Source organism: Streptomyces sp. NBC_01460, from assembly GCF_036227405.1.
In the GTDB taxonomy this organism is placed as follows: domain Bacteria; phylum Actinomycetota; class Actinomycetes; order Streptomycetales; family Streptomycetaceae; genus Streptomyces.
This window is the reverse complement of sequence record NZ_CP109473.1, coordinates 4,442,594-4,461,783: the sequence shown is the minus strand read 5'-3', so window position 1 is coordinate 4,461,783 and position 19,190 is coordinate 4,442,594. Positions and strand designations below refer to the sequence as shown.

The 19,190-nt window shown below is 70.6% G+C and carries 15 protein-coding genes and 4 tRNA genes; 10 read left to right on the top strand and 9 right to left on the bottom strand.

Annotated features, from left to right (window positions below; translation table 11 throughout):
* Positions 1-12 precede the first annotated feature (12 nt).
* The 3 genes from OG488_RS19915 (at position 13) to OG488_RS19905 (ending at position 298) form a co-directional block, all read left to right on the top strand.
* Positions 13-85 (top strand) — tRNA-Glu (locus OG488_RS19915).
* A gap of 39 nt (positions 86-124) precedes the next feature.
* Positions 125-199: transfer RNA gene (locus OG488_RS19910), tRNA-Asp, on the top strand.
* A gap of 22 nt (positions 200-221) precedes the next feature.
* Positions 222-298: transfer RNA gene (locus OG488_RS19905), tRNA-Phe, on the top strand.
* Between the two features lie 59 nt (positions 299-357).
* Here the strand turns inward: OG488_RS19905 and OG488_RS19900 are convergent.
* Positions 358-1,203 carry a cytochrome c biogenesis CcdA family protein gene (locus OG488_RS19900; protein ID WP_329231049.1) on the bottom strand — a complete coding sequence of 282 codons (846 nt, stop codon included), beginning with the start codon at positions 1,201-1,203 and terminating at the stop codon, positions 358-360.
* Positions 1,200-1,979, bottom strand: a complete 780-nt coding sequence (locus OG488_RS19895) for a DsbA family protein (RefSeq protein WP_329231048.1) — start codon at positions 1,977-1,979, stop codon at positions 1,200-1,202. Before OG488_RS19895 ends, OG488_RS19900 begins: the two co-directional genes overlap by 4 nt.
* 294 nt (positions 1,980-2,273) lie before the next feature.
* On the opposite strand from OG488_RS19895, the gene hrpA reads away from it, so the two are divergent.
* The 3 genes from hrpA (at position 2,274) to OG488_RS19880 (ending at position 6,955) form a co-directional block, all read left to right on the top strand.
* Positions 2,274-6,206, top strand: coding sequence for an ATP-dependent RNA helicase HrpA (gene hrpA, locus OG488_RS19890; protein ID WP_329231046.1), 3,933 nt, complete (start codon positions 2,274-2,276; stop codon positions 6,204-6,206).
* 115 nt (positions 6,207-6,321) lie between these two features.
* Positions 6,322-6,396, top strand: a tRNA-Asp gene (locus tag OG488_RS19885).
* A 142-nt stretch (positions 6,397-6,538) separates the two neighbouring features.
* Complete coding sequence (locus OG488_RS19880) at positions 6,539-6,955, top strand: DUF6274 family protein (RefSeq protein WP_329231044.1); 417 nt, start codon at positions 6,539-6,541, stop codon at positions 6,953-6,955.
* Positions 6,956-7,475: 520 nt separating this feature from the next.
* Here OG488_RS19880 and bldC read toward each other — a convergent pair.
* Positions 7,476-7,682 carry a developmental transcriptional regulator BldC gene (bldC, locus tag OG488_RS19875; RefSeq protein WP_003949541.1) on the bottom strand — a complete coding sequence of 69 codons (207 nt, stop codon included), beginning with the start codon at positions 7,680-7,682 and terminating at the stop codon, positions 7,476-7,478.
* 660 nt (positions 7,683-8,342) lie between these two features.
* Complete coding sequence (locus OG488_RS19870; RefSeq protein ID WP_329231042.1) at positions 8,343-9,188, bottom strand: hypothetical protein; 846 nt, start codon at positions 9,186-9,188, stop codon at positions 8,343-8,345.
* Positions 9,189-9,363: 175 nt separating this feature from the next.
* Between OG488_RS19870 and OG488_RS19865 the strand changes: the two genes are divergently transcribed.
* Together OG488_RS19865 and OG488_RS19860 are read left to right on the top strand one after the other, a co-directional pair.
* On the top strand, positions 9,364-10,461 hold the full coding sequence (locus OG488_RS19865; RefSeq protein ID WP_329231040.1) for a Leu/Phe/Val dehydrogenase: 1,098 nt from the start codon (positions 9,364-9,366) through the stop codon (positions 10,459-10,461).
* Between the two features lie 357 nt (positions 10,462-10,818).
* Complete coding sequence (locus OG488_RS19860) at positions 10,819-11,076, top strand: DUF3073 domain-containing protein (RefSeq protein ID WP_033296941.1); 258 nt, start codon at positions 10,819-10,821, stop codon at positions 11,074-11,076.
* Positions 11,077-11,232: 156 nt separating this feature from the next.
* On the opposite strand, the gene purM is transcribed toward OG488_RS19860, so the two are convergent.
* The gene (gene purM, locus OG488_RS19855; RefSeq protein ID WP_329231038.1) at positions 11,233-12,306 is read right to left on the bottom strand and encodes a phosphoribosylformylglycinamidine cyclo-ligase; all 1,074 of its coding nucleotides are present in this window, start codon (positions 12,304-12,306) and stop codon (positions 11,233-11,235) included.
* 60 nt (positions 12,307-12,366) lie between these two features.
* Positions 12,367-13,893 (bottom strand): amidophosphoribosyltransferase, encoded by a 1,527-nt coding sequence (purF, locus tag OG488_RS19850; protein ID WP_329231036.1) that lies wholly within the window; start codon positions 13,891-13,893, stop codon positions 12,367-12,369.
* 490 nt (positions 13,894-14,383) lie between these two features.
* Here purF and OG488_RS39285 point away from each other — a divergent pair, with 490 nt between their 5' ends.
* Both OG488_RS39285 and OG488_RS19845 read left to right on the top strand, forming a co-directional pair.
* On the top strand, positions 14,384-14,476 hold the full coding sequence (locus OG488_RS39285; RefSeq protein WP_405693261.1) for a putative leader peptide: 93 nt from the start codon (positions 14,384-14,386) through the stop codon (positions 14,474-14,476).
* Positions 14,477-14,671: 195 nt separating this feature from the next.
* Positions 14,672-16,135 carry a sulfatase-like hydrolase/transferase gene (locus tag OG488_RS19845; RefSeq protein ID WP_329231034.1) on the top strand — a complete coding sequence of 488 codons (1,464 nt, stop codon included), beginning with the start codon at positions 14,672-14,674 and terminating at the stop codon, positions 16,133-16,135.
* A gap of 78 nt (positions 16,136-16,213) precedes the next feature.
* Here OG488_RS19845 and OG488_RS19840 read toward each other — a convergent pair whose 3' ends face one another.
* Genes OG488_RS19840 through OG488_RS19830 form a run of 3 tightly spaced genes read right to left on the bottom strand, consistent with a single transcriptional unit; the run spans position 16,214 to position 19,186 of the window.
* Entirely contained in the window at positions 16,214-17,050 is an 837-nt protein-coding gene (locus OG488_RS19840; RefSeq protein ID WP_329231032.1) for an META domain-containing protein, read from the bottom strand.
* 38 nt (positions 17,051-17,088) lie between these two features.
* Positions 17,089-17,886: a maleylpyruvate isomerase family mycothiol-dependent enzyme gene (locus tag OG488_RS19835; protein ID WP_329231031.1), complete on the bottom strand. Its 798-nt coding sequence runs from the start codon at positions 17,884-17,886 to the stop codon at positions 17,089-17,091.
* 37 nt (positions 17,887-17,923) lie between these two features.
* Positions 17,924-19,186, bottom strand: coding sequence for a hypothetical protein (locus OG488_RS19830; protein WP_329231029.1), 1,263 nt, complete (start codon positions 19,184-19,186; stop codon positions 17,924-17,926).
* Between the last annotated feature and the right edge of the window lie 4 nt (positions 19,187-19,190).

Below are 19,190 nucleotides of genomic sequence, written 5' to 3'. Positions count from 1 at the left end.
GGTGGGCCCTTAGCCCTCATCGTCTAGTGGCCCAGGACGCCGCCCTTTCAAGGCGGTAGCACGGGTTCGAATCCCGTTGGGGGCACGCTTTACCGTGTGCGAGACTTGTCTCGCACATTAGCTTGGTCCTGTGGAGCAGTTTGGAGTGCTCGCCACCCTGTCAAGGTGGAGGCCGCGGGTTCAAATCCCGTCAGGACCGCTGCAGCCCGTATGAGCTGCGTGGCTGGGTAGCTCAGTTGGTACGAGCGATCGCCTGAAAAGCGATAGGTCGCCGGTTCGATCCCGGCCCCAGCCACCACCCGAAGGCCCCGTCCGGTGGACGGGGCCTTCGTCGTGCTCCGGCGCGTCCGGCCGTCCTCAGACCGCCTCTTCCTCCTTCCGGCCGGAACGCCTGCGCCACACCTGCACCGCGAGGATCAGCAGCACCACGACCACCGCGGCCCCCAGCGCCGCCGTGTCCGACACCCGCTCGCCCACGCGCCGGGCCCATCCCTCCACGGCGAACGAGGCGTCCACGTCCAGGAGTCCGGGCAGCGCGGTCGTCCCGTCGTACACGAGGAAGAGCACCCCGAGGCCGGCGAAGAAGAGGCCGGAGAGCAGCGAGGTGCTGTGCACCTCGAAGCGCCCGGCGCGCAGCGGCCGGCCGCGCAGCCAGGCCCTCCGCCCGAGGTCGAAGCGGTCCCAGAGCAGGGCGAGCACGAACAGCGGGACGGCCATGCCGAGGGCGTACACGGCGAGCAGGAGCCCCCCGTAGACGGGGCTGCCGCTGACGGCTGCCACCGTGAGGACGCTGCCGAGGACGGGTCCGGCGCAGAAGCCCGCCAGCCCGTAGACCGCGCCGAGGGCGTAGACGGAGAAGGCCTTCGTGGGCCGGATCCGGCCACTGAGCTCCGTCATCCGCCGGGAGGCGAAGCCCCGCCCGGCGATCTGGGCCACCCCCAGCCCGATGATCAGCCAGCCCGCGCCCAGGACGAGGGCGTCCCGGTGTCCGTAGAAGAGCCGGCCGGCGTAGGAGCCGGCGGCCCCGAGCGGGACGAGGGTGGTGGCGAGACCGGCGTAGAAGATTCCCGTACGCGTGAGGAGCCGTGCGGCCGAGTCGACGCTGTAGGCGAAGAAGGCCGGGAGCAGCAGGGCGCTGCACGGGCTGACGAGGGCGAGCAGGCCGCCGAGCAGGGCGGCGAAGTAACCGATGTCCGGGGTCACTTCGCGGGGTCCCCGGCGTTCCCGACGTTCGCTTCCTCCGCCGCCGCCGCTTCGATGGCCTGGGTGAAGACCGCCATGGGCTGGGCTCCGGCCAGAGGACGGCCGTTGACGAGGAAGGACGGGGTGGACGTGGCCCCGATGCCGTACGCCTGATCCCGGTCCTCCGTGACCGCTTCGGTGGCCGCCGCGCTGCCGGCGTCCCGCGTGAAGCGGTCCAGGTCCTTCACGCCGGCCTGGCGGGCGAGGGCCCTGAGACGGTCCGCGCCGAACCCCTTCTCCTTGGCGTCCTCGGCGTAGGCCGCCCGGTGGAAGGCCCAGAAGCGGTCCTGCCGCCCCGCCGCCCAGGAGGCGCGGGCGGCCGCCTCGGACGCCGTGCCGAAGATCGGGAAGTTCCGCCACTCGATGCGCAGGGTGCCGTCGTCGACGTACCTCCTGATCAGTTCGGGTTCGGTGTCCCGGGCGAACTTCCCGCAGTAGCCGCACTGGAAGTCGGCGTACTCGATCAGGACGACCGGGGCGTCGGCGCGCCCCTGTGCCAGCTTGTCGCCCGGGTCGCGCCGGGCGAGCTCCGCCAGCTCCCGGTAGACGTCCGGGTCCGGTCCGGTGGCCGTGGCGGCCGGGGTGTCGGAGGCGGGTGCGTCCGGGGCGGTCGCCCGGTAGGACACGAAGCCGAGCAGCCCGGCGGCGAGCACGACGACGAGGCCGAAGAGCAGCGGTTTCCTCAGGGAGGACGGCTCCTTCGCGGAGGGTGAGGGGCGGCGGGCGGGCGTGGTCATGCGGCGCTCCGTGCGGGTGCGTGGGGGCGAGCGGGGCGTACGAGGGGAGAGCGGAGGGTGGGGCCCGCCGGCGCCCCCTGCGCGGAGCGTTCGGCGGGAGCGGGTATCTCCCGGGACATGGGACCGCCTTGTACGGGACGGGTGGTCGGTTGCCCGGAATGGTACGTGCTGTGACGACTTCGTACCGTTCCGTGACCACCGGCCCGGGGGTGGAGCCCTCCGGGACACGCCTGACGCGGCCCGGGTGAAATACGTTCGCCACTCCTCGCGCCCGGGTGAGATCCTGGGATCCGTATGTCTACTTCCTTCGCCGATCTCCAGACCCAGCTCGGGCAGCTCTCGCTCCGCGACGCGCACCGGCTCGGCCGCCGCCTCGAGGGTGCCCGCCGCATCCGCAAGCCCGAGGCCCGCCAGTCCGTGCTGGACGAGATCTCGGCCGAGGCCGGGAAGGCGGCCGAGCGGCTCGCGGGACGCGCCGCGCGGATTCCCGCCCTGTCGTACCCGGAACAGCTTCCGGTCAGCCAGAAGAAGGACGACATCCTGGAGGCGATACGCGACCACCAGGTCGTGATCGTCGCGGGTGAGACCGGCTCGGGCAAGACCACCCAGATCCCCAAGATCTGCATGGAGCTGGGGCGCGGCGTCCGGGGCATGATCGGGCACACCCAGCCCCGCCGGATCGCGGCACGCACCGTCGCCGAGCGCGTCGCCGACGAGCTGAAGACCCCGCTCGGCGAGGCCGTCGGCTGGAAGGTGCGCTTCACCGACCAGGTGAACCCGGACGCGACCTTCGTGAAGCTGATGACGGACGGCATCCTGCTGGCCGAGATCCAGACGGACCGCGAGCTCCTCGCCTACGACACGATCATCATCGACGAGGCGCACGAGCGGTCCCTGAACATCGACTTCCTGCTGGGCTATCTGGCCCGGCTGCTGCCCAAGCGCCCCGACCTGAAGGTCGTCATCACCTCGGCGACCATCGATCCGGAGCGCTTCGCCAAGCACTTCGGCGAGGCGCCGATCGTGGAGGTCAGCGGGCGTACGTATCCGGTGGAGGTCCGCTACCGCCCCCTTCTCGAGGAGGACTCCTCGGACTCCGACCGCGACCAGATCACCGCGATCTGCGACGCGGTGGACGAGCTGGACCACGAGGGCCCCGGCGACGTCCTCGTCTTCCTCTCCGGTGAGCGGGAGATCCGCGACACGGCGGACGCGCTGAACAAGCGCAACCTCAGACACACCGAGGTGCTCCCCCTCTACGCACGCCTCTCGCACGCCGAGCAGCACCGCGTGTTCCAGCGCCACACCGGACGCAGGATCGTCCTGGCGACGAACGTCGCGGAGACCTCCCTGACCGTCCCCGGCATCAAGTACGTGATCGACCCGGGCAACGCCCGCATCTCCCGCTACAGCCACCGCACCAAGGTCCAGCGACTGCCGATCGAGCGGATCTCGCAGGCCAGCGCCAACCAGCGCAAGGGCCGCTGCGGCCGTACGTCGGACGGCATCTGCATCCGGCTGTACTCCGAGGACGACTTCCTGACCCGTCCGGAGTTCACCGACCCCGAGATCCTGCGGACCAACCTCGCCTCCGTCATCCTCCAGATGACCGCGGCCGGCCTCGGCGACATCGAGAAGTTCCCCTTCATCGACCCGCCGGACCACCGCAACATCCGCGACGGCGTCCAGTTGCTGCAGGAGCTCGGCGCGCTCGACCCGGACGAGAAGGATCCGAAGAAGCGGCTCACCCCGCTGGGCCGCAAGCTCTCGCAGCTGCCGGTGGACCCCCGCCTCGCCCGCATGGTCATCGAGGCCGACAAGAACGGCTGCGCCCGCGAGGTCATGGTCATCGCGGCGGCGCTCTCCATCCAGGACCCGCGTGAGCGGCCCTCGGAGAAGCAGACGCAGGCCGACCAGAACCACGCCCGCTTCAAGGACGAGACCTCCGACTTCCTGGCGTACCTGAACCTCTGGCGCTACGTCCGCGAGCAGCAGAAGGAGCGCGGCTCGTCCTCCTTCCGCCGGATGTGCAAGCAGGAGTTCCTGAACTTCCTGCGGATCCGGGAATGGCAGGACATCTACGCGCAGCTCCGTACGGTCGCCAAGCAGATGGGCATCGCCGTCGAGGAGCCCCGGGCCGACGAGGGCGTGCCCGAGCAGGCGGTGCACACCTCGCTGCTGGCCGGGCTGCTGTCGCACATCGGCCTGAAGGACACCGAGAAGAACGAGTACCTGGGCGCGCGCAGCGCCAAGTTCGCGATCTTCCCGGGCTCCGCGCTCTTCAAGAAGCAGCCGCGCTTCGTGATGTCGGCCGAGCTCGTCGAGACGTCCCGGCTGTGGGCACGCGTCAACGCGAAGGTCGAACCGGAGTGGATCGAGCCACTCGCCGAGCACCTGCTGAAGCGGACCTACAGCGAGCCGCACTGGGAGAAGGACCAGGCAGCGGTGATGGCGTACGAGCGGGTCACGCTCTACGGAGTGCCGATCGTCGCCCAGCGCAAGATCAATTTCGGCCGTATCGACCAGGAGGCGTCGCGCGATCTGTTCATCCGCAACGCCCTGGTCGAGGGCGACTGGCGCACCCACCACCAGTTCTTCCATGACAACCGCAAACTGCTCGGCGAGGTCGAGGAGTTGGAGCACCGCGCCAGGCGCCGCGACATCCTCGTGGACGACGAGACGCTCTTCGACTTCTACGACGGGCGGATCCCGGAGCACGTCGTCTCCGGGGCGCACTTCGACTCCTGGTGGAAGCACAAGCGCCGCGACGAGCCGGACGCGCTCGACTTCGAGCGCTCGATGCTCATCAACGAGAAGGCCGGGGCCGTCACCAAGGACGACTACCCGGACTCCTGGCGGCAGGGGAAGCTCAAGTTCCGGGTGACCTACCAGTTCGAGCCGGGCGCGGACGCCGACGGTGTGACCGTCCACATCCCGCTCCAGGTGCTCAACCAGGTCACCTCCGAGGGCTTCGACTGGCAGATCCCGGGCCTGCGCGAAGAGGTGGTCACCGAGCTGATCCGCTCGCTGCCCAAGCCGATCCGCCGGCACTACGTCCCCGCGCCGAACTACGCGGACAAGTTCCTCGACCGGGCCGTCCCGCTCCAGGAACCCCTGCCGTTCACGCTCGCCCGCGAGCTCCAGCGGATGGTCGGCGTCCCGGTCACGGCCGACGACTTCGACCTGTCACGGATCCCCGACCACCTGAAGATCACCTTCCGGATCACCGACGAACGGCGCCGCAAGGTGGCCGAGGACAAGGACCTGGACGCGCTGAAGATCCAGCTGCGCCCCAAGGCCCGCCAGGCCCTCTCCAAGGCGGCCGCGGCCACCGCGGGGCCGTCGGGCGAGTCCATCGAGCGTTCGGGCCTCACGGACTGGACCATCGGCACCCTGAACCGCGTCTTCGAGACCCGGCGGGCCGGCCAGCCGGTGAAGGCGTATCCGGCCCTCACCGACCAGGGCGAGACCGTCGCCGTACGGCTCTTCGACACGGAGGCCGAGCAGCAGCAGGCGATGTGGCGCGGAACGCGGAAGCTGATCCTGCTGAACATCCCGGTGAATCCGGCCAAATTCGCCTCGGACAAGCTCACCAACCAGCAGAAGCTGGCGCTGTCCCGCAATCCGCACGGCTCCATCCAGGCGCTGTTCGACGACTGCGCGACGGCGGCGGCCGACCGGCTGATCGCCGCGCACGGGGGCCCGGCCTGGGACGAGGCGTCGTTCCGGAAGCTGTACGACAAGGTCCGCGCCGACCTCGTGGACCTCACCGTCCGCACCATCGGCCAGGTGCAGCAGATCCTGGCCGCCTGGCAGGCCTGCGAGCGCCGCCTGAAGTCGACGAACAGCCTGGTCCTGATCAACAACGTGACGGACGTACGGGACCACCTGGCCCGCCTCGTACCGCCCGGGTTCGTCACCGCGACCGGACTGCGCAGACTGCCCGACCTGATGCGCTACCTCGTCGCCGAGGACCGCCGGCTGCAGCAGATGCCGACGAACGTCCAGCGCGACACCACGCGCATGGAGAAGGTCCACGAGATGCAGGACGAGTACGCCTGGCTGCTCGAACAGCTGCCGCAGGGAAGGCCCGTGCCCCAGGAGGTCCTGGACATCCGCTGGATGATCGAGGAGCTCCGGGTGAGCTACTTCGCGCACGCACTGGGCACCGCACAGCCCGTCTCCGACAAGCGGATCGTGAAGGCGATCGACGCGGCCGCACCGTGAACCGGCCCTCCACCGGGCCGTAGTGACGTCCGCACGGTGAGTGAGTTCGACCTGCCCCGGGACCTCCTGTAGAGTCTGTCTTCGCAGCCAGCCGCAAGGCCGGAAGCGAAAACCTGGTCCTGTGGAGCAGTTTGGAGTGCTCGCCACCCTGTCAAGGTGGAGGCCGCGGGTTCAAATCCCGTCAGGACCGCAGTGAACGAAAGCCCGGATCCCCTGGATCCGGGCTTTCGTTCGTCTTGACGCCGGCGTCCGCCGCGGGTAACTCCGTAGGACGGAGTCCGCCCCTGTTTCCCTCGGCCCGGGGCGGCCGGGTCCACCGGGAGGCCGCACGTATGTCTGCGCCCACGGAAAGGCACGAGACCCGCGCGCTGCTGCGCGCCCACCTGGCGGCCGCCTCCGGCTACCGCCACCTCACCCGGCACTGTCCGATCTGCCACCGCCTGCTGCGGCTCGCCATGGAACCCCTGACGGCCCCACAGGCGCCGTGCGCGCCCGGCGAGCCCGGCAACTCGGCCGATCCGTCGCGCGCCCCGGAGACGGCCGCCGGAGCCCCTGCGGCGGGGAGCGGGGCGACACCCCTCCCCCACCTGCCTCCGTCACGGAACCGAGGACAGGCGGGCGGCCCCGAGGCCCTTCCCGGCCTCCGACCGGAGGCCGGGCCGGAGACGCGCCCGGAACTCCGCCCGGAGGTCCGCCCCGAGGACCGCCCCGAGATCCGCCCCGGGGACGAAGGTCCCCCCACGACATGACCATCTCCCGCAGCCAGGCACGCACACCCGGTGGCAGGCTCGTAGGTGGCAGGGCCGCACGGGTGTGACGGGAGTCACCACACCAGTTTTTCGCAGGGGGCACTTTACGTACTTCCTACAACTGGCGAATTTAATATGTGCCATTGCACTGCCGTGGGCGTACATCCCGGACCGTTCCGCCCGAGCTGTCCCACGGCGCCCGGGACCGGGCGAACAGCCTCGAACAGGCCCGCCCGGAGTCGCACAGGACCTCCCGCAAACCGACCCGTCGGCAGGTTCGGGCAGCAGCGGGAGCCGTTCGGGCGCCGGCGGACCCGCCCGCGGAGAGCACCTCCCGGCCCCGGGCACAAAAAAGATCGCGCTGGACCCGGCGGAGTCCAGCGCGATCGAACGACGAACCCGCATGTCACAGGCATGGCACCCGTTGGGGCGGGCACCCGTCGTATGGAGCTATGAGTGCGGACGCCGGGGGTTGGGGGACCCTTCAGCGCCCTGTTGTGGCTGCGGCGACAGGGGTGTGTCAGGCCTCGCTGCGCTGCTGCGGAATACCCGCAAGCAGTGCGCGGACCTCTGCCTCGCGGTACCGGCGATGCCCACCGAGCGTGCGGATGGACGTGAGCTTGCCAGCCTTTGCCCAACGGGTGACCGTCTTCGGGTCCACGCGGAACATCGTGGCAACCTCAGCCGGGGTCAGCAGCGGCTCGGCATCAGGGGTGCGAGCGGTCATGAGCGGCCTCCTCGGGAGAACCGAACCTTCTCGGTTCTTTCCTCTAAATTCTGCACCTTGACCCGCGTTGCCCGAAATGGCGGACGCGGGCCGAGTCGGTTATAGGACGAACGGCTTGTCCTCGGCACTACAACTACACCATCCGTCCAGCCACGTCGGCCAAACCGATGGAATTGCCCTCCCAGGTGTTCATCAGCGACGGAAGCCGATGGACCATGCCATAGCGGACAGTCACGCCCCAGTAACGATCAGTCACAGGGCGAACAGGAGTCGTCAGAAGTCGTCAGACCCCCCATAGCGTGCAATGCTGAGCATTCCGCCCATAGTTGGGCGGACAGAGTCCTCCCCGGACTCCTTGTCCTATTTTGGCATGAGGAGTAGGGAAGGGCGCAAGGGCCCCGTTAGTGCTGTCCGTCACGCTTGAGGCAAAGGCCCGGTTCAGGACGTAGGTCCCGGCGCCCACAGGTTGACTCCCGTCCCACCTGTCGCACGCGTCACACTCGACGCCGGTTCATGGCCCGTCAGTTCGCCGCATGGCATCCCCGTTCACCTCCGCCCGGCTTCCTCGGCGCCGACAGATGTCGGACACCTCACAGGATGTCTCTTCCCTGCGGAAAGCCCCTCTATGCGACGGTGCGGCCCAATTCACACCGCTTCGGACTAGTTGGAGGACTGCAGGTCGCGCACCGCGCGCCAGCGGTCGGCCAGACGCCCGTACGCGACACCCGCCGCATCGCTGTCCCCGGAGCGCAGCGCCGCGATGCCCTCGGCCACGTCCGCGGCCGAGCGGTCCCCGGCGAGCTGCTCGCCGCTCAGGGCGTGGACCAGGCCGCCGTAGTCCAGCTCGACCATGGCGCGCGGATGGAACTCCTCGAGCCAGCGCCCCACCTCCACGAGGCCCTCGGTGAGCGGCCCTTCGTCCACCGTCTCCCGCAGCGTCCGCAGCGCCCTGGCCAGCCGACGGCGCGCCTGCACCATCGGGGTCCGGTACCGCAGCAGCGGTCGCTCCACCCCGGCACCGGCGGCGACGTACTCCCGCTCCTCGTCGTCGAACAGCACGAACCAGCGCACCGGCACGTGCCAGACCGTGGTCCGGATCCAGGGGCGGGCGTCCGGGTTCCGCTCGGCCCACCGCTCGTAGTCCGCCGCCACCTGTCCCCGCACCACCGGGGGCAGCACGGCGTCCAGCACAGTGGCCGGAAACAGACCCCCCAGTTCGCCCATGGCCAGCCAGCCCCGCATCCGGGTCCGCCACGGGCAGACGCAGATCGCGCCGTCGACCACCGCGACGAAGGCGTCCGCGCTCTCGTGCACCGGCACCGCCACCGGCGGGGTGGGAACGAGATCCGCGAGGGAGCGGCGCAGTTCGTCCTGCGCCGTGGGGAGCTCCGAGCGCCGCGCGTACCGCGTCCAGTGGCTCCGCTCGGGTTCGCGGAAGGCGGCGAGCGGCTCGTACACCCGCAGGTAGGACGCATAAGGGACGAGCACCGAAGACACCACCGACATGCCGGAATCGTGTCACGCCCGTACTCCACAGGGGGGTGATCCCGGGCACGGGAACAGATCTACGTGTCACGAGGACTTACGCTCTTGCCCAGTCGGACCGTCCGCTGCCGGTCGGTCCGGGGCCCTCCCCACCTTCAGGAGGGTCTTCCGCGCTTCGTACTTGGGAGTCACCACAGTGACCGATGTGACCGGCGTGCCCGTCCCGGCTGATGTCCTGCGCACCCTTTTCCACTCGGACCAGGGGGGTCACGAGCAAGTCGTGATCTGCCAGGACCGCGCCAGCGGCCTCAAGGCCGTCATCGCCCTCCACTCCACCGCCCTGGGCCCGGCCCTCGGCGGGACCCGCTTCTACCCGTACGCCTCCGAGGAGGAGGCCGTCGCGGACGCGCTGAACCTGTCGCGCGGCATGTCGTACAAGAACGCCATGGCCGGCCTCGACCACGGCGGCGGCAAGGCCGTCATCATCGGCGACCCGGACGTGATCAAGTCCGACGAACTGCTGCTGGCCTACGGACGGTTCGTGGCCTCGCTCGGCGGACGCTACGTGACGGCGTGTGACGTCGGCACCTACGTGGCCGACATGGACGTCGTCGCCCGGGAGTGCCGCTGGACGACCGGCCGGTCCCCCGAGAACGGCGGCGCGGGCGACTCCTCCGTCCTCACCGCGTTCGGCGTCTTCCAGGGCATGCGGGCCTCGGCCCAGCACCTCTGGGGCGACCCCACCCTGCGCGGCCGCAAGGTCGGCGTCGCGGGTGTCGGCAAGGTCGGACACCACCTGGTCGAGCACCTGCTGAGCGACGGCGCCGAGGTCGTCGTCACGGACGTGCGCGAGGAGTCCGTACGCCGGGTCACCGATCTGCACCCCGAGGTCTCGGTGGCCGTGGACACGGACGCGCTGATCCGCACCGAGGGCCTCGACATCTACGCCCCGTGCGCACTCGGCGGCGCGCTGAACGACGAGAGCGTCCGCGTGCTCACCGCCAAGGTGGTGTGCGGCGCGGCCAACAACCAGCTCGCGCACCCCGGCGTCGAGAAGGACCTTGCCGACCGATCGGTTTTGTACGCACCGGACTACGTGGTGAACGCCGGAGGCGTGATCCAGGTCGCCGATGAGCTCCACGGCTTCGACTTCGACCGGTGCAAGGCGAAGGCCACGAAGATCTTCGACACCACGCTGGCCATATTCGCACGTGCGAAGGCGGACGGGATTCCGCCGGCCGCCGCCGCCGACCGCATCGCCGAGCAGCGGATGGCGGACGCCCGCCGCCCCTGACGGCTCCCGCGCGCCGCGTCGAGCCGCCGAGCCCTCGCCACCGCCCCGTTCGGAAGGGCCGGTGACGGGGGCTCGCGCGCGGGCGGGAGGAGGGCCGGCGGGCCGCGGGGAGACAAGACTCACTCCGGTCGGCGGGTCGGCCGTCCGCAAGAGGTTAAAATCGGGGTTGACCAGCGAGGAAGGGCTCCTCTGCGGTCCTGCACCGAGGCGCGTGATGCGGGCGGCGTACCGTATGGCCGAGGAAGCAGGTACCGTTAAAGCCACGGGCGCGGTCTCTCTGCCGAGAGTCCGTCCTGAAACATGAACGCGTGTCAAGACTCTGGGGCCGTCGAGCCCCGTCACCGAGGGGGTCGAGCCATGGGGCGCGGCCGGGCAAAGGCCAAGCAGACAAAGGTCGCCCGTCAGCTGAAGTACAGCAGCGGCGGGACCGACCTTTCGCGTCTGGCCAATGAGCTGGGCGCATCACCTTCGAGTCAGCCACCGAACGCCGAGCCGTTCGAGGACGACGACGAGGAAGATGACCCGTACGCACAGTACGCGGATCAGTACAACGACGACGAGGACGCGGACGAGGACGACCAGTCCGGTCCGTCGTCACAGCGCCGCGGCGCTTGACCTCGCGCTGACACATCAACCCGGTCCGGGCCTGCCCGGACCGGGTTCTGTGCTGTCCCGGCACGGACGGACGGCGTGCGCGCGCGATCGACGCGCGAGGCGAGGGCGCCCATCGCCGCCGGTCCGGTGGTGTCCCGGACCGGCGGTCATGGCGTCCTACCGTGCGTAGCCGCCGGTCAGCTCGGCGCCCGTCGTGTGGTCCCCGCGCTCGGTGATCTCACCGGCCACCCAGGAGTCGACACCCCGGTCGGCCAGCGTCGTCAGAGCCACGTCCACCGAGTCGGCCGGGACGACCGCGATCATGCCGACACCCATGTTGAGCGTCTTCTCCAGCTCCAGCCGCTCGACCTGTCCGGCCTTGCCGACCAGGTCGAAGACGGCTCCGGGCGTCCAGGTGCCACGGTCGACCGTCGCGTGCAGCCCGTCCGGGATCACCCGGGCCAGGTTGTTGGCCAGGCCGCCGCCGGTGACGTGGCTGAAGGCGTGCACCTCGGTCGTGCGGGTCAGTGCCAGGCAGTCCAGGGAGTAGATCCTGGTGGGCTCCAGGAGCTCCTCGCCGAGCGTCCTGCCGAACTCCTCGACCTGACGGTCCAGGGTCCAGCCGGCCCGGTCGAAGACCACGTGGCGCACGAGCGAGTACCCGTTGGAGTGAAGACCGGACGACGCCATCGCGATCACGGCGTCACCCTTACGGATACGGTCCGGACCCAGCAGCCGGTCGGCCTCGACGACGCCCGTGCCGGCACCCGCGACATCGAAGTCGTCGGGACCCAGCAGGCCCGGGTGCTCGGCCGTCTCGCCGCCGACGAGAGCGCAGCCCGCCAGGACACAGCCCTCGGCGATGCCCTTCACGATGGCCGCGACACGCTCGGGATGCACCTTGCCGACACAGATGTAGTCGGTCATGAAGAGCGGCTCCGCGCCGCAGACGACCAGGTCGTCGACGACCATGCCGACGAGGTCGTGCCCGATGGTGTCGTACACGCCCATCTGCCGGGCCAGATCGACCTTCGTGCCGACACCGTCGGTGGCGGAGGCGAGCAGCGGGCGCTCGTAACGCTTGAGCGCCGAGGCGTCGAAGAGGCCGGCGAATCCGCCGAGACCGCCGAGGCCGGCGACCTCGGGACGCTGCGTCTTCTTCACCCACTCCTTCATCAGCTCGACGGCGCGGTCACCGGCTTCGATGTCGACGCCCGCCGCGGCGTAGGAAGCACCTGTTGTCTCAGACATGGCCCGGGATCTTTCGTGTGGGAATACGGGGCTGGTGGAGCAGCGACCGGTCGGTCCGGGTCACGGACGACGCAGTGCGTCGGACGCCGCGGTCGCGGCGGGTCCGGCCGCCAGCTCCGTCTCCAGCAGCTGCTTGCCGAGCAGTTCCGGGTCCGGAAGCTCCATCGGGTATTCGCCGTCGAAGCAGGCGCGGCAGAGATTCGGCTTGTCGATCGTCGTCGCCTCGATCATCGAGTCGATCGAGATGTACGAGAGCGAGTCGGCGCCCATGGAGGTGGCGATCTCGTCGACCGACATGCCGTTGGCGATCAGCTCGGCCCGCGTCGCGAAGTCGATGCCGAAGAAGCAGGGCCACTTCACCGGCGGGGAGGAGATCCGGATGTGGATCTCGGCGGCCCCCGCCTCGCGGAGCATCCTCACCAGGGCGCGCTGGGTGTTGCCGCGGACGATCGAGTCGTCCACGACCACCAGCCGCTTGCCCTTGATGACTTCCTTGAGCGGATTCAGCTTGAGCCTGATGCCCAGCTGGCGGATGGTCTGCGAGGGCTGGATGAAGGTCCGACCGACGTAGGCGTTCTTGACCAGTCCGGCTCCGAACGGAATTCCGCTCGCCTCGGCGTAGCCGATGGCCGCGGGGGTTCCCGATTCCGGGGTCGCTATGACCAGATCGGCCTCGACGGGGGCCTCGGCCGCCAGCTTCCGGCCCATCTCCACGCGGGAGAGGTAGACGTTCCGCCCGGCGATGTCGGTGTCGGGACGGGCCAGGTAGACGTACTCGAAGACGCAGCCCTTGGGCTTCGCTTCCGCGAAGCGCGAGGTGCGCAGGCCGTTCTCGTCGATGGCGACGAGCTCGCCCGGCTCGATCTCGCGGACGAAGCTGGCACCGCAGATGTCGAGGGCGGCGGACTCGGAGGCCACCACCCAGCCACGCTCGAGACGGCCGAGCACCAGCGGGCGGATGCCCTGCGGGTCACGGGCGGCGTAGAGCGTGTGTTCATCCATGAAGACGAGCGAGAAGGCGCCCTTGACCTCGGGGAGCACCTTTGCGGCGGCCTCCTCGATGGTGAGCGGCTTGTCGTCGTCGTCTCTCTGGCCGGCGAGCAGCGCGGTCACCAGATCGGTGTCGTTGGTCGCCGCGACCTGGGTGGCACGCCCGTCCTTACGGGGAAGGTCGGCGACCATCTCGGCGAGCTGGGCCGTGTTGACCAGGTTGCCGTTGTGACCCAGGGCGATCGAGCCGTGCGCGGTGGCACGGAACGTCGGCTGCGCGTTCTCCCACACCGAGGCACCGGTGGTGGAGTAGCGGGCATGACCGACCGCGATATGGCCCTGGAGCGATCCCAGAGACGTTTCGTCGAAGACCTGCGAGACCAGTCCCATGTCCTTGAAGACCAGGATCTGGGACCCGTTGCTCACTGCGATGCCCGCGGACTCCTGTCCACGGTGCTGCAGGGCATACAGTCCGAAATAGGTGAGCTTGGCGACCTCTTCGCCCGGAGCCCAGACACCGAAGACGCCGCAAGCGTCCTGGGGGCCTTTCTCTCCGGGGAGCAGGTCGTGGTTGAGTCGTCCATCACCACGAGGCACGGCACCGAGTGTAGGCGAGATCGACCACCGGTCCGAATTGGACGACCGTCCCGCAAAGGCCGCGGGCGTGACGGCGGTGCGTTTGCGGCGGGCTCCGGGCCCGGCGTCGGGTGATCACTCCGGGTGACCCCGGCGCGGTCCCCCTTTCGGCCCCAGTGGCCCTCGGAGCCGCCGAGGGCCGGGATGGAGGCCGGTTACCGGCGAGTCGGGCAGGGGCGCCGCCCCGCTCCGCGAGTGCCCTTCCCGTGGCACCGGGTGGGCCCGGACCGCTGGTGGGCCAGGTGGTGGCCGAACGCTCGTTTCGTGGTGAGCCTCACACTGCGGGGTCCCTGCCGGGACCCCGCGAGCCGCCTCTGCGGCCCGCCGGTCCGCACCGGTGCACCCGGGAGGGCAGGAGGCCGCCGGCGCGGAGATCTGCCATGTGAGACAGATGTCCGCAGTTCGAGACCCCCGTTGACAGGCCCATGGCCCGTTGGCAGGCTCCTCCCTCATGCAGCCCCTCGGTGATCATTCGGTCACGCTCGTGGAGCGCCGCCACGTCGATCTGGGACGTGTCGCGAGCGCCCTCTGTCGCTGCGCCTGAGCCTGCCGTACCCCCGGAGTCCTTCCAGGGCATTCGTCCCGAACTCCGGTACGCGCGTACGCATTTCCTTCTTTCTCCCCTTCCGCCCCTCATGAGCGGGTCCGCCGCGCGCGCCCGCTCCTGACGGGCTCCGCCGCGCCCATCCCCCCTCGCGCCCCGCCCCGACCGGTGGCCGAAGCCTGCCCAGGAGACCTCATGACCTCGCACGATGCGCATGCCCATGCGGCGGAACGTTCCGGCTCGCCTCTGAGCCGACGCGCCTTCACCACCGCCGTGGGCGCGACCGCCGCGGTCGCCGCCACGGGGCTGCAGGCCGCCCCGGCGTCCGCCGCCCCCGCAGGCTCGCCCGAGGGCGCACCGGGCGAGCGTCCGTTCCGCGCCGCCCGCGACAAGCACGCGCGCCGCCCCAACATCCTGTTCATCCTGGGTGACGACCTCGGCTGGGCGGACCTCTCCTCGTACGGCGCCCCGCACATCCGTACCCCCAACCTGGACAAGCTGGGACGCCAGGGCGTGCGGTTCACGGACGCCTACTCCGGGTCCGCCACCTGCTCCCCCACCCGCTTCAGCCTCTACACCGGGCGCTACCCGGGGCGTACGAAGGGCGGGCTCGCCGAGCCCATCGCCGACCGGTCCGTGGGGCTCGAACCCACCCACCCGACCCTGGCGTCCCTGCTGCGCGGCGCCGGCTACGCCACCGCGCTCATCGGCAAGTGGCACTGCGGTTACCTGCCGGACTACAGCCCGACCAGGTCGGGCTGGGACGAGTTCTTCGGGAACTTCGGCGGGGCGCTGGAGTACTACTCCAAGCTCGGCCTGGGCGGCGAGTACGACCTGTACGAGGGCGATGCCGAGTACAAGGACCTGCGCTACTACACGCGGATCCTCACGGAGCGCGCGAGCGAGTACGTGCAGCGTGATCACGACAAGCCATGGCTGCTCAACCTGAACTTCACCACCCCGCACTGGCCGTGGATCGCCGACGGGGACACGGAGGCCAGTGCCGAGGTCGTCCGCCGCATCAAGGCGGGCGACCGGTCGGCCCTCTGGCACGCCGACGGCGGCTCGGTCGAGAAGTACACGGAGATGGTCGAGGACCTGGACCGCTCGGTCGGCGAGGTGCTCAAGGCGCTGAAGCGGTCGGGACAGGAGGAGGACACCCTGGTCTTCTTCGCCAGCGACAACGGGGGCGAGCGGTTCTCCTACAACTGGCCGCTCTCCGGCAACAAGAGCTCGCTCCAGGAGGGCGGCATCCGGGTCCCCTCGGTGCTGCGCTGGCCGGCGCGGATCGACGCCCACCAGGTCAGCGACGTCCCGGTGTTCTCGCCCGACTGGACGGCGACCCTGCTGGAGCTCGGCGGGGCGCGGCCCGACCCCGCCCACCCGCTGGACGGCGTCAGCCTCGCCGGGTACCTGCTGCGGGACGAAGCGCCGAAGGAGCGCGACCTGTTCTGGCGGGTGCGCGGCGAACGGGCGCTGCGGCGCGGCGACTGGAAGTACTACCGGGGGAAGGGCGGGGCCGACCAGCTGTTCAACCTGGACGACGACCAGCGCGAACAGGCCGACCGAGCGGCGGCCGAACCGCAGCGGCTGGCCGAGCTGCGGGCGTCGTGGGAGAGGACGAACTCCGGCCTGCTGCCGTATCCGACGGGGTCATGAGGCAGCCCTGACCGAGTGGATCGCCGGGGGCTGACCGGATCCAGGCCGGTCAGCCCCCGGCCACCGGCTCAAGGCCCGTCAGGTCCCGGCCGCCGGGGCGGTCGCGTCGAGTCCCTTGCCGCTCTTCGCCTCGATCGACAGGGAGCGGTGATCGATCGTGTACGCCGCCTTGCCCTCCAGCACACCCAGCAGTGCGCGCTCCAGCTCCATCTCGGGCCCCGGGCACATCTTCCGGGTGGAGGCGAGCGGGCCGAAGGTGAGCGTGGAGCCGGAGACCGTCGCCCTGCCGTGGAAGGAGTTGCAGCCGAGGCTTCCCTCCACCGAGCCGTCCTTGCCGAAGGTGAGGTGCGCCTTGTCCTCCGTACCGGCGGGCAGGGAGGCGACGGTGCTGCCGGACACCAGGCCGGTGACCTTCCAGGCGGTGCCGGTGAGGGGGGCGGGCGGCTCCGAGGTGAGGGTCATCGAGTCGCCTCCGGGGGTGGTCAGGGTCAGGGTCTTCTCGTCGCTCCGGCCCGCCACGGCGGCCTGGAGCTCGCCGCTGAAGGCACGGGCCATCGCCGTCTCGAACCGCTGCACGTCCTTCTCGCACGCCATGTCGGTGGACGTGCTCCGCCCGACGGTCATCGCGCTGCCCTCGATGCGGACGTCGGCGGTGAAGCGGTTGCACCCGAGATTGCCGGTGGCCTTCCCCCGGGAGTCGATCCGGACATGGGCGCCCTCGGGTGCGGCGGTCCTCTTCCCGCCGACGGTCAGGGAGGACACGTTCCAGTGGACACCGGTCACGGGCGCTTCGGGCCGCACGGTGCCGCTGCCGTCCCCGGAGTCCCCGGATCCAGCTCCGGAACCCGACTCCGTACCGCAGGCGGCGAGGGCGAGGAGGGCCAGGACGCTGACGGTCATACGTTGTGTGCGCATGGCGTTGGGACGGATCGAGTGGCCGATCCGGTTCCCCCTCAGCCCATCAGCGGAAGGAGCGGGGCGAGATCGGCCCGCTCACCACTGGCGCTGACCTGCGCCGCTTCGAGCGCCTCGGCCCACTCCGTGCGCCCGGTGGCCAGCCGGATCCAGGTGAGCGGATCCGTCTCCACCACGTTGGGCGGCGTCCCCCGGGTGTGCTTGGGACCCCCGATGCACTGGACGACGGCGAACGGCGGGACGCGCACCTCGACGGAGCCACCGGGTGCCTTGTCCGCCAGTGCGTCGGCGAGCAGCCGGGTGCAGGCGGCGAGCGCCTGACGGTCGTAGGGGATGTCGAGGCCGGTCGCCCGGTGGAGGTCGTCGGTGTGGACGACGAGCTCGACGGTGCGGGTGACCAGGAAATCGCCCAGCCGCATCGCCCCCGACCGGGTCGTCACCAGCCGGTCGCCGGCCTCGGCGGGCACCAGCTCCGAGAACCGCGCCGACGTCTCCTCGTACAGCGCGTCGAGATCGGGCCACGCCTCGGCCGGCTCCCGTGTGAGGCCGGCGATCCCCGCGGCGTTCCCGGCCGTGGAGAACGGCCACTCCAGCAGGGCGGTCTCCGGCCTGGGCCCTGCCGGCGCCGGCTGTTCCATGGCCTGGCTGACCCGCTCCAGGGTCATCGGCAGGTGCGCCGCCAGCTCGCGCACCGTCCACTCCCCCAGCCCCGGCAGGGCGAGCTGCTCGGGCGTCAGGGCGCGCACCGCGTCCCGCACATGGGCGAACTGGGCCAGGACCGCGGTCCGGGTCCGGGTGACGTCGTAGGCGCGGGGGCGCTTCTTGGCCGGTGGCATGGAGGCGAGCGTAACCGGCGGGTCCGACAGCGCCCCCTCACCTGTCGGCGAAGTCCGCCGCACCGGGCAGGACGACACCGGTGCAGCCCCGGCGTCCGGTCGCGTCGTCGACGTAGGCCCTGAACAGGGGCTCCAGCCGGTCCTGGAGGATGCGGTCGTACGGATAGGACACCTGCATCAGGTGCAGGGCGGGTCGGCCGTCGCACACGGAGGAGGCCCACCAGGCGAACTCGTCCGTACCGGCGGTGCCGGGACGGATCGCGGTCCGGTTCTGCAGACCGGTCCGTATGCCCCGGGTGCCGTCGCCGACGACGGTCTCGGTCTTCACCCACAGAGGAGAGTTGGCCAGCACGATACGGAGGTCCCGGGGGCGCTTCGTGGTCTTCTCGTAGGCGGGCCAGATCCTCCGGGTCTCGTCCTCGCCGAGTGCGAGCAGGCAGGCGTCATGGGCGCTCGCCTTCCCCGCCGGTGCCGCGAGCGCGCGGTCGGGAAGTGAGCCGCGCCCCTCGGCGGCTATGAGACGCCCGTACCAGGCGCAGGTGCCCCCGGCCGCGTCCGCCGGGCCGAGGGCGAACCCCGCCTCCGGGAGCTCGGCGGGCAGCGCGGGAAGCCTCGACGGGCACCCCTGCTCCGCGGCGGCCCGCTCCACAGCCTGCCGCGCCAGACCGGCGAGCGTACGGCGGTCCTCGGGCGTCGCGACGTCCGCGTACTTGGCGATGGCCGAGGCCTCGACGGAGGAGATCTTCCCACCGTCCGCGCACAGCGCCCTGGCCGTCACCATGTGGCTCTCGTACTCACCGAGGCCGCCGTCGCCCAGGGGGTGCGGCACGGCGTGGTCGGCCGCGGCCGAGACGTCGTCCACGCCGCCGCGGCGCAGGTCGAAGGGGTCGTCGTCGAGAGCGACCTGGCGTTCGTCGGTGTTCGGATCGGCCGGATACATGGTGAGGGTCAGGGCGAAGTGCCCGTACGTCGTCCCCGGCTCACCCACCCGGTACACGAGACAGTTGCTGACCCGCCGGGTGGAGTCGATCCGGTAGCGGTCCGCGAGTTCCACCCGGTCGGTGTCGCCGTGCAGCCCGAGCACCAGGTCCGGATCGACGAGGCCGCCGCACCCGGCCTCGATCCGCTCCCGGCTCTCGGACCGGGCGCGCAGGTCGGACAGCTGCGTGACGACGGCCCAGACGCTCAGGCCGATGCCCGCCACGGCGACCAGGCAGAACAGTGCGTTCAGGGCTTTCGGCAGCCGCCGGGGCGGCTCCCCCTCCGGCCCTGATATCCCGGCAGCGCTCGAATCGTCCATGACC